Below are 15,455 nucleotides of genomic sequence, written 5' to 3' on the forward strand. Positions count from 1 at the left end.
AGACTAATTTTTCGTCTGTGCTTTGGTTGTTTTGTATAGCAGCGTTCCCAATAACATTGCGAGTAAAGCAAGGACTGTTGCTTGTAAAATACTCAGTAGAATGTTGTCTGCGATACCGGTTGAATATACTGCATGGTGCGAGTCGAATTGACTGTTGTACTCAATGACCCCGAAAAAGCCTATATATAAGGTGTAAATCGAGCCTAATCCTGTGATCAGCACAGATGGTCCAAAAATCAGCCACATGCCAATGAGTACGATCGAGCTTCCTTTTTCTGATGTTCTTTCAGTTGCAGATCTGTACGCGTAGCCTTCACTGAAAATCTGCCCAAACGGATCGCTGCTTGCAATACCAGTTAAAGGTTTGCCACATTGCTCGCAAAAATGATTTTCCTTCGGGTTCTGTGTGAAGCAGCCGGGACAAGCAAGCTCTGCATTCTCACCCATTTCCTCAACATACACATCCGCATTCGGATCGTCTGATTCCCAATATTCTCGGTCGTTGTTATTCGTTTCTTCACTCATTTTAACCTTTGGAAATTAGCAAGCCCTAAACCATACCCATCGCGGCAATGCCCGCATGATCCATGCCATTAGCCGCCATCGTTTCGTGACCACCACGTAAAACTTCCCCTTAATAATCCCCGCATAAGCCTGATCAACAGCCTTCTCCACTGGCTGCACCCAGAACATACGATCATTATCCTTTACCAGTTCCGTATCAACAAATCCTGGCAAAACTGCTGTGACATTCACGTCTAACCGGTGCTTCATGAAGTACTGTTTGGCTGCTTCCAGATAAAGCCTTTCATACCCCTTGCTAGCGCTATAAACTGGCGCATCTCCAATCCCCTTGATCCCTGCGATTGAGCTTAGCCCCACAAGTGACCCTTTCTTCTGCTTCTGAAACAACTCAATCGCAGCATCCGCAATCGCGGTGAAGCCAACCACATTCACTCCATTTGTCCATTCACTGATCTCCCAGTCAGCCATCGAATTGTTTTTCCCGACACCCGCCGAAATTACCACCATGTCAACGATACCGCCATCTTTAGCCATTTCATTCGTAAGGCTCTTGAAAATTTTTCTCGCTTCTTCCGTTTTGGTGACATCCATCTCTCTAATCAGCGCATTGTCTTCTCCGACCTCATCCCGTATTCGCTTCATCTCCACCGTACGCCGCCCCGTCATTCCCACGCGATACCCTTCCCGTACTAGCTTTCTAACAAAACCTTCGCCAATCCCTGAACTCGCGCCAATCACAATCGCATTTTTCATTCATTAACCTTCCAGCGGAAACAGCGGCTCAACTGTACAATAAAAATCTTTTAATTTAGTTAGTTCCTCATCATGAAGCGGCTCGCAATTCTTAGCCGCTTGCTCAACACCTATCCGCATTAGTTTCGCATCGCCCGGCGGTATCGCAGCCGCAATACCCGGTAAATTCAGCGTATATCGCAACAGTAAACCAATCGCCTCTTCACGATCCTCAGGCTCGTACCAGCATTTCGAATGCGTTCGTTCGCCAATCAACTTGGTTTTCGCCATGCTTTTTAGAGCTAAAATACCCATCCCCTTTTCATTGGCTGCCGCTAACATTCGCGGCCCAAACCCTGCTTCATACGACACGAAATTCAGCGGCACTAACATGCTGTCAAATAGCCCGCTGGCAATAAGTTTCAGGGCGATTTCTTCATTGTGTGCGCTAAAGCCAGCGTATCTGATCTTTCCAGCTTTCTTTGCATTCATTAGGGCTTCAATAGCTCCGCCCTTACCCATTGCGAGCTTATAATCTTCTTCTGTCGTCATCGCGTGGAGTTGGTATAAATCGAAATGATCCGTGCATAATTTATTGAGTGAATCGTCTAACTCACGATTAGCATTATCTGCTGTTCGCTCTAGTGTCTTGCATGCCAGTACGACTTCATTCCTGAAAGGCTTCAGGGCCGGCCCCATTAATTCTTGAGAGTTCATGTACTGTGGCGCGACATCAAAATATCGTATCCCCTGATCATATGCCCACCTTACTTCCTCATTCACTTCCTCTTGTGGGCGTTCGCATATCGTTACGCCGCCTAACCCTAAGATAGACACCTCGAGATCCGTACGGCCTAATCGCCTTCGTCTCATACATCACCTCACACTCAGTAATTTTTTTAGCATACGTTACGATTCGCATACTTGCTTACATTGTAATCATACCCCACGGCATCGGATATGAAGTCAGATACCTAACCCAATGGGGCAGGGCGGTTCGTTTCTCACCACTTAGCAGCCTCTAGTAAGTATGCGCACAAAAAAAGACCACGCCGTGGGGATTGGCGTGGTCTTGCGGTTGGGGTCTCGCTATAGAAGCGAGAAAGGTGGTTGGTCTAATTTATTATGCCGGTATTCTAACATCCGACGGTCTCAAATGCAAACCCCATTCGAGACTTTCCACAAAGGCTTGCTATTTACTTGTTCTCGCCTTCGACGATTTCCTTAGCAATGCTATCTGGAACTGGACGGTAATCCAATGGTTCCATTGAGTAGCTGGCACGGCCTTGTGACATGCCGCGGAGGCTGTTTGAATAACCAAACATTTCACTGAGTGGTGCTTCAGCCGTAACAATACGGGTGTTGCCTCGCTGCTCAGTGTCCGCAATGATCGCACGGCGGCGATTCAAGTCACCCGTCACATTACCCAAGAATTCGTCTGGAGTTGTGACAGAGACCTTCATAACAGGCTCAAGAAGCTGTAGACCAGCCTTGCGGGTCGCTTCCTTAAAGCCAATCGAGCCAGCCATTTCGAATGCGAGCTGTGAGGAGTCGACATCGTGGTACTTACCGTCGATGACTTCAACCTTACAACCGATCAGTGGGTAGCCAGCCAAGACGCCGCCCAGTGCAGTTGCACGAGCACCAACGCCGACGGATGGGATGTATTCGCGAGGAATTGAACCACCCGTGATGCTGTCCTGGTAAGCAATGCCGTCCTTGTATAGCAAGTCCTGCTCTTTGGCTTCTTCTTCAGTGATTGGGCTGACGATGATAGTTGCATCACCGAACTGGCCGCGACCACCGGACTGTTTCTTATGAATGCCGCGTGCCTGAGCCGTGCCGTTGATCGTTTCACGATAAGCAACGCGTGGCTGACCGACGTTGACGCCAATCTTCAGGTCACGAGTCAATTTAACATTGATGATCTCAAGGTGAAGCTCACCCATGCCAGCAATAATGGTTTCGCCGGTTTCATCGTCATAGTGGAACTGGAACGATGGGTCTTCGCGGCGGATCGTTGCCAATGCACTTGAGAGCTTCTCTTTGTCGCCAGCACTTGCCGGTTCAATAGACATGGAGATAACTGGGTCTGGGAATTCCATACGGTCAAGAACGATTGGATCGTTCGCATCGCACAGTGTTTCGCCGGTGTAGCTGGTCTTCAGACCGACAACAGCAACGATTTCGCCAGCCTTCGCATCTTCACGAGCAATACGCTCTTTCGAGTGCATTTCGAAGATACGTGAGACGATTTCCTTCTTGCCGTTGTTCGAGTTCAACACACGTGTACCCTTCTGAAGAACGCCCGAGTAAACGCGGACATAAGTCAGGTCGCCGTGTGCATCGTTAACAATCTTAAAGACCAATGCTGAGAAAGGTGCGTCTTCACTGTGTGGACGAGACAGTTTCTTCTCTGCGTCCTTAACATCAGTACCCTGAGTTTCAGGAACTTCCGTTGGATTTGGCAGGTATTCAATCACACCGTCGATCAGCTTCTGAACGCCGATGTTTTGGAGAGCTGAACCACAGAAAACTGGGTGAGCCTCCTGAGCCAAGGTGCCCTTACGAAGTGCTGCTTTGAGCTCATCAACACTGATTTCTTCTTCCATCAGGAATTTTTCAGTCAGTGCATCGTCAAGCTCAGCAATAGATTCCACCATCTTATGGTGCCATTCATTAGCCTTGTCTTTCAGCTCAGCAGGAATATCTTCCTCTGTCACTGTTGAGCCCATATCTTCTTTGGAGAAGTAATAAGCTCTCATTTCCATCAGGTCGATCACACCAACGTGATCGTTGGATGCGCCGATTGGGTATTGCACTGGAATGACTGGTGCGCCAAGACGCTCAATCAGTGTGCCGTACGAGAACTCAAAGTCCGCACCCATCTTGTCCATCTTATTGATGAAGCAGACGCGTGGGACGCCGTAACGGTCAGCCTGACGCCACACAGTCTCTGACTGTGCTTCAACGCCTTCCTTACCGTCAAATACAACCACTGCGCCATCAAGCACACGCATCGAACGTTCAACTTCCATCGTGAAGTCAACGTGGCCTGGCGTGTCGATCAGGTTCAGTGTGTAAGTGGTGTTGTTGAATTCCCACGGACAAGTCGTCGCAGCAGACTGAATGGTAATACCGCGCTGCTGTTCGTCTTCCAAGTGGTCCATGGTAGCCGTACCTTCGTGAACTTCACCGATCTTGTAGTTCTTACCGGTGTAGTACAGGATACGCTCGGACACAGTCGTTTTGCCTGCGTCGATGTGGGCACAGATACCGAAGTTACGGGTCATGTCTAGACGACCCAGCTTCCCTTTTGGAGCTGCTGTTGCGGTGCTCATACCTTCTAACCTTTAACTGAAAAAAGAGGTCTGCTACTTTGTTATCAATATTAGCCGGTGCATCGAGCACCGTTCTATTCATACCAGCTTTCGCCAGTCTAAATTTCTTCTATTGCTTGCCGTTCCATCCCTAACAGCCACATTCATGGCCGTCGCGGCATACTCTTGGGTGGGGCTTCTCAGCCTGTTTCCAACCTGGCTTCTCAATTCCCCGCCTTACCGCTTGATGCAACGCTCTAACTCCCTCACATCCCGCGTTACATGCTCTCCACAGCCCCCTCTGCCGCCCAAAACAACACAAAAAATCAAGGCGCTACTATTAATAGTAAATTTCCGTGGAGCGAAAAGAATAACCGCTTTACGCCCCCCGTCAAGTTTAAGGCCTACTCACGCCCCATCCATGCCCCTAAATCACGTTAAACTCGGCACAATATGACAAATATATCGACTGCCGCACCCTTCTCCTCAATCATCGTCTCCCCCAATCCGCCCTCATATCACTCTCCAAAGCCCCAAATGCACTCAACCTGGTGGCCCCACAATCAAATCCCAATCTCCGACTGATCAATAACTTACCGGTATTCGACGTATTTAGGGGTTTGCCCGAAATATTAGCAGTGGTTCGCCTATCTTCCACTCGAAAAGCTAAAAATCTTCATCATTTACATATTTAAAACATTTTTTACGACATAGTCCGCTCCACTTAGCTCGAAAAGTTAATTGTACGAGTTTATGTCAGTAACATTAGTCACGTAAGTGCTTACAGTTTGAAGATTTGTTTGCCACAATATCTCGTTGAACCAATGACCCAGAGATGAGCCAATCGACTACCTCCAGCATCACATCAATGCTATCACCATCGCATCCGCCCGAACCGTCTTCACCAAAGCCGGTTTCAAGGTTTTTCACGTTGAGCCGGCACCTGGCAAGCTGGCGACCATCCCCAAAGACGCCCACAAAACCTACGACGACGTTTTTGCCGACCGCCTAGGCAACTTCATCATTACCGTCTCAATCCTCGCCATGATCGCCGTCACCATCGGTCACCTGATTGCTTACTCAAACGCCCCGCACAACGGTAATGCAATCTTTGCCAGTTTTATTTTACTTCTCATCCTCAGCTTCACCTCCGCTGTTTTTGGCTTCGCCCTCAAATACCTCATCCGCCTCTGCAAAGCTCAAGAAACCATCGCCAGTTTACTCATCAACAAAAAGAGCGGTCAGCCTTGCAGCTAACCGCTCAATCCCACACCTAAATTCTATCCCCTATACCTGTCGCGATCCGATCATCCACGCTTGCGGCCGAGAATCGCCAATCCGCCCAATCCCAGTAGCATGATGCTCGCAGGCTCCGGCACAACAACCAACGATTGGATATCAAATCCCAAGCCACCTTCAGCAAATCCACTGCCATCGCTATACATATTGCCGCTGTAGCTATTAATTTTGGTGTCGCGTTCAGCCGTATCCACGAACGTCGGCAGCTTTCCATCAATCAGCGTATTCGGATCAAACGTGCCCGGCCCGCTTGCACCAGTTCCCACATTAAACAAATCCGGCGCCGCCGCAGGTGGCAGCCAATCAATTTTCGTAATGTCAAAATTGAATGAAGGCGGGTTTACAGGATCCGCATAAGGAACCGCGTCTACAAACGAAATGTTCTGACTACCATAGTCTGCTCGATCCCACAACTGCATCGTCGCTTCGACATTCGTATACAACACTGCATCTCCGCTCGTTGTATGCAGAATGACTTCATCGAAAATGACACCCGAATAATCCGTTTGTGAACCGTCTTGCCATTCCCCGTTATCCGTCATCGCCAAGCTGTCGGTTAACGTGAACACAACCGTGGCGCCTGTTACCGTGTTGTAATCAAACCCGTCTGCCGCATCACGATCATCCGCATAATTAGTCACCATTTCCGCGCGATATGTCGTCGCTGCTTCGCATATTCCAGCCAGTCCCATTGCCACCAAACCCAATGCTATTGTTGTATGGAATTTCATTCTTTTTCTCTCCGTTTGCGTATCGCAAGACACGATCTAAATTAGAATCAATAGAATCAATTTATGAACTTAATTATTAACATCGATGAATATCACCCACGCCTGCGCCCAAGCACCACGAGGCCGCCCAAACCCAATAGTGAAAGACTCGCTGGTTCAGGAATTGGCCCGCCCGTAAAACTCACAATATCGAAATACGCTGACCCACCAGCACCAATAATCTCACTGCTCGTGTAGCCGCCATTCGTATAAAGTGCATGACGTTCGCTTATATTCGTAAACGTTGGCAAACCGCTGCTCAAATATGTATTCGGATCAAATGTACCCGCCCCACTCGCACCAGTGCCGACATTAAAAAACGATGGTAATCCCGGCAAAATCCCCAATACCCGCTCGAGTCCAAATGTAATACCCGTAATCTCGTCGCCAACATTACCAAAACTGTAATGGTTGATACTCTGTATGCCGCCATCAACATAATCCCAAAGATTTGCTTCAGCCGCATACACAAGGCTCGGCATCCAATCCCCGCTCGTCGTGTGAATCGTCACGTCACTAATCGTAACGCCCGAATAATAAGTAGCCGAGCCGCCATCCAGCTCGATATTGCTTGTCATCGTTAGCGCATCCGGAATGGTCAGCGTCAGCGTCATCCCCGTAATACTTTCATAGTCGTAAGCATCCGACGTGTTCCCATCAAACACACCAGCCAGAGCCAAATCTGCTGTGTAAATTTGCTCCGCTGCCGCATCTTCTGCAACACCAAACAAACCCATCGTCGCACTACATATCACAACACTCATCGCTTTTTTTAGCCGCATCGCGCATTCCTCTCCTGTTGAGCTGTCACATACATCCCAAACTCATCTTATTCGGGCTAAGCTAACCATGTAATAGACTTCTAATGCAACGGGTGTTACACAGAATGAATCTACTTTTTAATTGAATCGCAATAACAGCTTCTCGCACCGTCATTGCTCAAGAAATGAGTCGATCTCCTCGTACTCACTGTGCGTAGCTTACATCAAAAAAAACGGTCTTCAAGTCGAGATGGTTCTGTTGCATGCAGATATTCCCAGGAAACCGTAAGTAGGCATGTAGCTATTGCGCATATCCAAGTCAATGAGTCATATAACCCACTCGGCTTGCGCGGCATGAAAAATCTTACCGCAACTAAACAACATTGCACGCAGTTAACTGCGTGCAATGTTGATAATTCAAATTATATCTGCTCGTTATTATGCCCGATTGCGTCGCAGCATCACCAGTCCACCTAAGCCCATCAATCCCAAGCTCGCCGGCTCAGGCACAGGTAAAATCTGTACGCTCGCAATATCAAAGTATGCGACACCATCAGCAAAACGGAAGCTATCTGAGACGAGCTTTGCCGATGAGCTGCTAAACAGTTGGCTCGGATCAATCGCGCTCGTAAACGTCGGGAGAAGTTGATCGTTCGGCAGATTCAAATTGGGCGTTCCCGCTTTGATCAAGTTGCCGTGATTCGCATGCCCTTCATCAGTGATCAATTCAACCTGAAATGTAGGTACATCAATGCCATAGCTATCAATATAGAGCACATGCTTTTTTGTAGTTCCTGGGGCCGGATCATATACATTGGCTAGTGCCAAATCTGTTAGCGGATCAGACCCTTTGGGTAGCACAATGTCACCTGTACTTGTATGTGCGACAAGACTGTCCAAGCTTAACGAATCATAATATCTCGTGACTGTAGCTTCCCCGTAATCATCGTCATCGGTATGTGTCAATGTATCAGGCACAGTAAATACAGCGGTGATACCTGTAATCGCCGTATAATCAAAACCATCATTGCTATCGTAATCTTCTGGTGTACCGCTTACCACAAATTCTGCCTGATACTGTGTTGCCGCATGACTCAATCCCCCCATACCCATCATGACCACCCCAAAAACTAAAATATTTTTGAATGCCTTCATCATCTCATTCCTCCAATAAAAAGTGCCATCCATATCGCCAGAAAAATCCAGCAGGATTGCGAGTTAAGCAATTGATCATTCACGCATAGTAATTGATCACTATCGCTCGCCTAATGATTGATTCATCGAGTTACATAGCAGCAATCAAAATCTTTGCCATAAACAAACATGACGCTGCAAAAAGAAATGAGCAGATCTCCTCGTACCCATTAAACCCAAGCTTACATGATTAAATGCATGATGCAAATTGTTTCACTGAATTGATGAATCGTGTTAGCCTATATTGCCCAGCCCAATCACATCAATCGGAATAGCACTATTAATATCGTGCTATTGAGAAGTCAGTCTTAAATACAGTACGGTACAATTCATCTTACATCTCTTTCACCATCACCTCGTGCCGTCTCACCTCATGTAGCCCACCTTTCTCCGCATAAAATCTTGCCGCCGCGCCGCCCGTCCATCCTAACCATATAAAGTGTTCGCCAGCTTTTTTCATCTGTTCCACAACCTGCCAAAACAAAATCGATCCAATCCCCTTACCTCGTAATTTTTCACTCACCCCAAACGGCCCGAAGTGCGATCCATTCCATTGCACATAACCCAGCACTTCCTCATCTTTCGTCGCAACAATAATCTCATCATCCGTCCCCTTCTTGATCTTGTCCACGATCACACTCGCCCAATCACCCGCAAACTCTTTGCGCAGAAAATCTAAAAGCGAAAACGCATACTTATCCTCAAACATTTTGAGCTCAATCCCCTCAGCCGCCAATTCCTTCACCTGCTCCTTCACCTTCTCAGGTATCACCATATCCTGTAACTCATTCCCCATCCCCACAACATCTCCGCCTTCGCGCTTCTCAAACCCATGCTTCTTCAAAAACGCCCAGCCACTCGCATACGCATCAATATCAACACCAGCAATAAAATAGTTTGGCACGTACGTTGATACATTGACCAATCGTCTATTCATTCGCTGCATATACCCCATCACCTCCTTCAGCAAGCGGCTCCCAATTCCCATCCGCTCATACACCGGATCAACAAAGAAGCTCGTAATCCAACCTAAATCCTCCTGCATACCAATCCCTTCCAATGGGTTCAGCCGCACGATCCCTAACATAAATCCAATAACTCCGCCGGAAGTTTGGTCAACTGCCACGTAACACCCTGCCGGATCAAAATTCCAATCCGCCAACACTTTCTCCATAAATACTCGTTCGCTGATCCCGTCCCTGACTAGCACCTGATTCCATAGCGATACTACCCCCTCAAGGTCGCCTACCGCATATTCACGCACACAAATCGCTTCAACCGTCACACTCATCTTCAGCTTCCTTGTTGTCTTCAAGTTTCTTTGTACCCAATTTTTGGCAACTTCCAAACCACATTATCGCAGAACCTATATAAAACATCAACGATTGAACATATTGCAATGTTTCCAAAAAAAAGCCCCACACAGGGCAGGGCTTGGCATCTCTACAAAAAATTGAGATTCACTATTCACCAGATGGCTCAAACATCAGTACCACCTCCCGAGTGTCATGCGGCAACATGATGCGCCCATCCAATGACATCGACACCCGCTTCCCATCCGCCTTCACATCCACAGGCTTCTCACCCTGCCAATCCACAGTCATATGTTTCAGCCCCACATCATGCGTCAACGGCTCCACCCGAATTACAAGGCGATCCTCCGTATATTTTGCCGTCATATTCAACTCGCCAAATCGCGTCGGAACCCTAGCCAACCTGACCCCATCCCCACGCAACCACTCCACCGGCGTCCCTGGCAAAAGATGCAACGCTTCATCCGCTTCATAATAAACAAGATTCAAGACCGCATGCACAAATCCCGATCCCACCCACGTATGCGGCATGTCTCCAATGTAACTCCCCTTGCGGACATCACTATGCACCACTTCTGCCAAATGTCGCCACCCAGCAGGTCTTCTATGATTCATCAACATCTTCAACAAATCATGAGCCGCCTCAACCTGACCCATCGCCACCAACGCATTAATATTCCGCACCTCATACGGCGTATACGTAAACGAAGACCCAGGCTCACTTCGCTCCCTTATCTGCCGCACATAATGATCATACGTATACGCTAACTCCGCCTCAGGCAATAATTGCTGCTGATTACACGGAAAAAACGCAATCGAAATCGATGTCGGGTCAGCATCCCCCAAATCCGCGCTCGCAGGTAAGTACGAAATCTTTTTGTATTCAATCGTTTGTGTGATTGATCGCAACAACCCCTCATAAAGCTTACCGTACTGCGCCAGCGCCCAGTCTGCCGTTTCCTGATCCCCCATCTCCATCGCCGCAAAACGTCCTGCCTCCCACCCCTGCAATGCAAAGAAGTTATCCCAGTAACTATGCATCGGCTCGGAATACCCCTCATGACTGATCGATGGCAACAAAATCCCTCTGAACCGATCACCATGTTCCACATCCGCCATATAACTTCCCGACGTCGTTCCGAGTCTTAATTCCTCGGTCTTTTTTAGCACCCGTCTAATCGTCTCATAGTTCTCAGTCAAAAACTGTTTATCATGTGTTAACCGGTAATACGTCATCAACAAGTACAAATACTGCCCCTGACTGTCATACTCCAAATCCGCGCCAAACCAATCATTGACTGTCCCATCCGTATTCAAGATCGGATTGACCAGCCCATCCTCAGCGATACCACTCCGCTTATACCAATTGATGTAATCAATCGCCTGCTCAAGCAATCCCATCCGCATCATCGCCGTCGCCGTGATCGACCCATCACGCATCCACGAACGATTGTAGTTTCGCGAGCCCGGCTGTATCGCATGCCCATCTTGATTGATCAAAATATACGCAATCTGCGCCTTCACCGTATCCATGATCTCACGATCATTCACCGAAAACTCAACCCGTCCCAGCCGTTCTTCCCAATCGCGAATCAGTCCTCGCTTAAGCAAATCAAAAGCCGCACTCGTAAATTCATTCCCTTCAATATCAGAACCTTCATGTAAAGGTACCGCAATCATATAGTCTATTTGCTGGTTAGGTTTCAACGAGTAATCATAAGAAACCGCCGCTGACAGCATTCCTTCTTTATCCTCAAACTGCCGCGCCGATTCCCCCTTATTATCTTCAAGTAGACGCTCAATAATATCCCCATGCCGAAACACTTTCGCATCAAACCGTGGTTCGCCGTTCAGCGTGACATACACAGGCTCATCATTCACTAAAATTACCTGCCTGCCACTCACTGATTCAACAAATCCAAGTTTCTTAATCGGTGCGAAGCCACCATGCTGCCACGGCGGATTAATCTGTACCGGCCGAAGCAATAAATTCAAAGTCCCCGACAAATCCCGCTCCGTCTTATTCGTTAGCCGATACCGAACATAAGTCGTTGATTTGTTCTCCGCCCCTGCCGTAATCGCCTCAATATCCATATCAACATCAGCATGCCGCCACGTCACCTTCGGCAACGGCAAATGCCCCTTCGCTAAACGCTGCTCAATCCCCGCCGCATTTTGTGCGTGATAAACCTTTCCCTCGCTCACACGGTAAGGCATCAAAATCGGGGCGCGCGTCTTCGCCTCCAAATTCCCATACTCATCCAGCAACGATTCCTCCCCATCATTCGGCACGCCCGTCACCGTCCAATACACCTGCTGCTTCGAAACCGATGGCGGATAATACCCCGCCTCCGCCTTCATCGCCGCAATCTGATAAGCCGCCATCGGCGTCATTTCCTCCCCCGGCCCGCGCAACGTTAACTCACGCACCCCTATCACACCATCCTCCGACTGAGCATCCCAAAAGCGCATCCGCAGATACTGCGCATCTCGCAACTCACCCAACAAATAATCCAGCTGCCCCCGCCCTTCATCCATCTCCCCAATCACTCGCCACGCTTTCCCATCAAGCGAACTTTCCGCCACCATCCGCTTCGCATACCCCTCAGCCCAATCAATCCGCAGCCCCGTTACTGGAAACACCTGCCCCAGATCAACCAAGACCTCAGCCTCCCCCTTACTCAAATCCGCACGCCACACCGACTCCAAATCACTATCCAGCAACTTCTCCACCATCCCATCTCCCTCAACCCGCGGCTTCACCGATTCATCAAGAACCATCACCTCCCATATCGATATCCCCCAACCCGTTGCACGCTTCACACCCGTAATTCTGCAATATCTTCCAGTTCGTGGCTTAATGTAAACATAATCACCATTCCCATCCCCCTTTGTCGTCTCGTAAGCCATCTCCCAATTTTTTTTATCAACCGATACTTCTATCTTGTAGTTAGTCGCGTACGCCGCTTCCCAAAAAATCACAAAACCATAAATCTCCGTCGGCTCCCCCAAATCAATCATCAGCCACTGATTGTCACTGAAACCCGACCCCCACCTCGTTGACATATCACCATCCACCGCCACACCAGAAGGATTTTCTCCGACCTGCGTCGATGACGCCTCCGTCACCCATTTCGCACTCCCGCCCCACGCACGCCCCATCAATACGCAACACGCAAAAAGCACCACACCAACGATCAATCTAACCTGATACATCATGTATTCTCCAATCCGCCATGTCTCATCATCAGCGGCCATGCAATACCTGTCGCGCAAAAGATGCCCTCTCTAACGCGATCAGCCAAAACACATTTTTCTAACGCAATCCACTGCACACCTGATGCAGCAATCAAATCCACCCACCCCACAGCCATAACTCATCAAGACTTCATCATTCAGTTTGGCCGAACAAGCAAAAGATAACGAATTACAGCAATGTAAGCGTTTACATTCTACACCAAGTAATCTCAGCATGGAAGTCGTTTCTGCCTTGATTTGATCATAAAAAATAAAGGCCGCACACTTCCGTATGCAGCCTTCATCTTCTTTTCTTATCTCAGCATGTGTTCGTGATTACGCACGCTTGCGACACAGCATCACCAACCCGCCAAGCCCAAACATCGCCAAGCTCGCAGGCTCCGGCACAGTTGGCAAACCATCAACAACTTTCAGATCCAACATCTCACCGAAGAAGAAACCTTCACTACCATAATTGCCAACAGATGCTTCATCATAAAACTTCTTACGTTCTGCATCTGTATCAAACGATGGTGAAAACGGATCATTCATCGCAAGCTTGCCAGAGATTTTGTCCAAAAACGACGCATAGAGATCATCTTTAGCCCACCAACGTGTCTTGAAAATCATCTCATAATCATTTGTCTCGATCATGATCTGCTTGTATTGACCTTCGCTGTCAGTACCGATCGACAAAGTTGCCCAAGCATCAAGATCGCTTGCAAGGATCTCTTTAGTCTCGTTTGATTCGCCGTAAACAGCATCAATCTTCAAGCCGTTATACCGCGTCCCAGAATTGCCGCTGCTGTTGGCTGCATCATAGGTCAGCTTGTCAGCATCAATCGTGAAGTAAACGTCAAAGCTAAAGAAACTGCTGTAGTCAAAAGAATCATATTCATCGTAGTCATACCCATCAGCCGTGACGGTCGCTTTGTACATCGCCGCATCTACTTGGCCGCAGTACGCCATTCCCAGCGCGCACAATCCAATCGCTAAACCTTTTTTCAACATCGTCATCCTCTTCTCTCCACAGCGGCTCCGCGCCCATGTACAGCGACACATATCCTCCCCACCAGCCTCAATCACCAATCTTCGGAAGCAATCTCTGCTGTACACAGCCGCAACGACAAGCCTCTATGGATGCATCTCTTGAGTAAGTTTCCGCTTCCGCACAGAAGATAAGGGAATCCTTTAATGGAAACTAGGCGATTCCCCTATGTATCGTAGAAAATGAGTCCAATTTGCCCGCTTAAACGGACTTTCGCAATCCAACTTTAGCTGTTTTCTTAAAATAAGCATCTCCTAACCCGCCAATCCTGCCCATCATAACATCGGGCTTCTACCCATATCCGATATTCGCCTCACCCCTTACCATAGCCGCTACATGCGAATCATCCCCCTTCTCAAACAAATCGCCCTTTACCTCCTCCGCCTCACCCCCGCCCAACAAGCCGGCCGAACTTTCGACCTCTCACGCAAAAAACTCGTACAGCTCCCCAATTTTTCCCTCTATGTTCACCCCCACGATTTCAACGGCCAGCGCATCCTTCGGCTCAAATCCTACGAACCACACGTCACACAAATCCTCACCCAATCCCTCGCCCCCGGCCACGTCGTCCTCGACATCGGCGCCAACCTCGGTTACTTCACCCTCCTCGCACACGCCCTCACTCAACCCGCAGGCCGCGTCATTGCCTTCGAGCCCAATCCCCAAAACCAACAACTCATCTACCAATCCATCCTCCACAACAACGCGCAAGACAATATCACCCTCTATCCCTACGCCGCCTCCGATCACGATTCCCCAAAACTTCTCCGTTTCACCACCGTTGGCTCCAACGGCGGCGTCGCTTCCTCTCTTGTCTCCTCCCAGCCTCATCACCTCATCGTCCCCGCAAAACCCGTCGATGAAATCCTCCAAAACGAACCCCGTATCAATCTCATCAAAATCGACATCGAATCCCACGAACCTTTCGCCATTCGTGGCATGGCCAAACTCATCAAGAAGCATCACCCCATCATCCTCACCGAGTTCCATCCCTGGGCCATGAAAAACAACCACGACTTCCCGCCCCTCGATTACCTCAACCTCCTCACTTCCCTGAACTACACCCTCGCCATCATCCAACCGTCCCCCCCCTATAAAACAGTTCAGCTTACCACTGATGAAATCATGGGTTATTACCACAACTTATCTAACCCCACCGACCATCTCGATCTCATCGCTTACCCGATCAAATCTAATACAAAGTTAGTCCCCCCCATCCCCGCCACCCACCAAATCCAACCCATCTAATAACACAA

Annotated in this window: 13 protein-coding genes; 2 read left to right on the plus strand and 11 right to left on the minus strand. The window is 48.6% G+C overall.

The features are described 5' to 3' along the window. Nucleotides 1-3: 3 nt before the first annotated feature. From KS4_RS03760 to KS4_RS17470, 5 genes are all read right to left on the minus strand, one after another. Complete coding sequence (locus tag KS4_RS03760; RefSeq protein WP_145074835.1) at nt 4-525, minus strand: zinc ribbon domain-containing protein; 522 nt, start codon at nt 523-525, stop codon at nt 4-6. A gap of 15 nt (nt 526-540) precedes the next feature. Further along, complete coding sequence (locus tag KS4_RS03765) at nt 541-1,278, minus strand: SDR family NAD(P)-dependent oxidoreductase (RefSeq protein ID WP_145074838.1); 738 nt, start codon at nt 1,276-1,278, stop codon at nt 541-543. A 3-nt stretch (nt 1,279-1,281) separates the two neighbouring features. After that, nucleotides 1,282-2,130 (minus strand): aldo/keto reductase, encoded by an 849-nt coding sequence (locus KS4_RS03770; protein ID WP_145074841.1) that lies wholly within the window; start codon nt 2,128-2,130, stop codon nt 1,282-1,284. Nucleotides 2,131-2,453: 323 nt separating this feature from the next. Then, nucleotides 2,454-4,598, minus strand: coding sequence for an elongation factor G (gene fusA / locus KS4_RS03775; protein WP_145074844.1), 2,145 nt, complete (start codon nt 4,596-4,598; stop codon nt 2,454-2,456). Nucleotides 4,599-5,342: 744 nt separating this feature from the next. Beyond that, the gene (locus KS4_RS17470) at nt 5,343-5,507 is read right to left on the minus strand and encodes a hypothetical protein (protein ID WP_200761539.1); all 165 of its coding nucleotides are present in this window, start codon (nt 5,505-5,507) and stop codon (nt 5,343-5,345) included. Nucleotides 5,508-5,621: 114 nt separating this feature from the next. Here KS4_RS17470 and KS4_RS03780 point away from each other — a divergent pair, with 114 nt between their 5' ends. Then, nucleotides 5,622-5,834, plus strand: a complete 213-nt coding sequence (locus KS4_RS03780) for a hypothetical protein (RefSeq protein WP_145074847.1) — start codon at nt 5,622-5,624, stop codon at nt 5,832-5,834. Nucleotides 5,835-5,884: 50 nt separating this feature from the next. On the opposite strand, the gene KS4_RS03785 is transcribed toward KS4_RS03780, so the two are convergent. The 6 genes from KS4_RS03785 to KS4_RS03810 all read right to left on the minus strand — a co-directional run bounded on the left by KS4_RS03785 (nt 5,885) and on the right by KS4_RS03810 (nt 14,168). Continuing rightward, entirely contained in the window at nt 5,885-6,607 is a 723-nt protein-coding gene (locus tag KS4_RS03785; RefSeq protein WP_145074850.1) for a PEP-CTERM sorting domain-containing protein, read from the minus strand. Between the two features lie 92 nt (nt 6,608-6,699). Then, the gene (locus tag KS4_RS03790; protein WP_145074853.1) at nt 6,700-7,428 is read right to left on the minus strand and encodes a PEP-CTERM sorting domain-containing protein; all 729 of its coding nucleotides are present in this window, start codon (nt 7,426-7,428) and stop codon (nt 6,700-6,702) included. Nucleotides 7,429-7,845: 417 nt separating this feature from the next. After that, nucleotides 7,846-8,562, minus strand: a complete 717-nt coding sequence (locus KS4_RS03795; protein ID WP_200761540.1) for a PEP-CTERM sorting domain-containing protein — start codon at nt 8,560-8,562, stop codon at nt 7,846-7,848. A gap of 373 nt (nt 8,563-8,935) precedes the next feature. After that, nucleotides 8,936-9,892, minus strand: a complete 957-nt coding sequence (locus tag KS4_RS03800; RefSeq protein ID WP_145074859.1) for a GNAT family N-acetyltransferase — start codon at nt 9,890-9,892, stop codon at nt 8,936-8,938. A 172-nt stretch (nt 9,893-10,064) separates the two neighbouring features. Next, nucleotides 10,065-13,172: a discoidin domain-containing protein gene (locus KS4_RS03805; RefSeq protein WP_145074862.1), complete on the minus strand. Its 3,108-nt coding sequence runs from the start codon at nt 13,170-13,172 to the stop codon at nt 10,065-10,067. 315 nt (nt 13,173-13,487) lie between these two features. Continuing rightward, a complete protein-coding gene (locus KS4_RS03810) occupies nt 13,488-14,168 on the minus strand; it encodes a PEP-CTERM sorting domain-containing protein (protein WP_200761541.1) in 681 nt (226 codons plus the stop codon). Between the two features lie 367 nt (nt 14,169-14,535). On the opposite strand from KS4_RS03810, the gene KS4_RS03815 reads away from it, so the two are divergent. Continuing rightward, nucleotides 14,536-15,447 carry an FkbM family methyltransferase gene (locus tag KS4_RS03815; RefSeq protein WP_145074868.1) on the plus strand — a complete coding sequence of 304 codons (912 nt, stop codon included), beginning with the start codon at nt 14,536-14,538 and terminating at the stop codon, nt 15,445-15,447. Nucleotides 15,448-15,455 lie beyond the last annotated feature (8 nt).

Source organism: Poriferisphaera corsica, from assembly GCF_007747445.1.
GTDB classification, from domain to species: domain Bacteria; phylum Planctomycetota; class Phycisphaerae; order Phycisphaerales; family Phycisphaeraceae; genus Poriferisphaera; species Poriferisphaera corsica.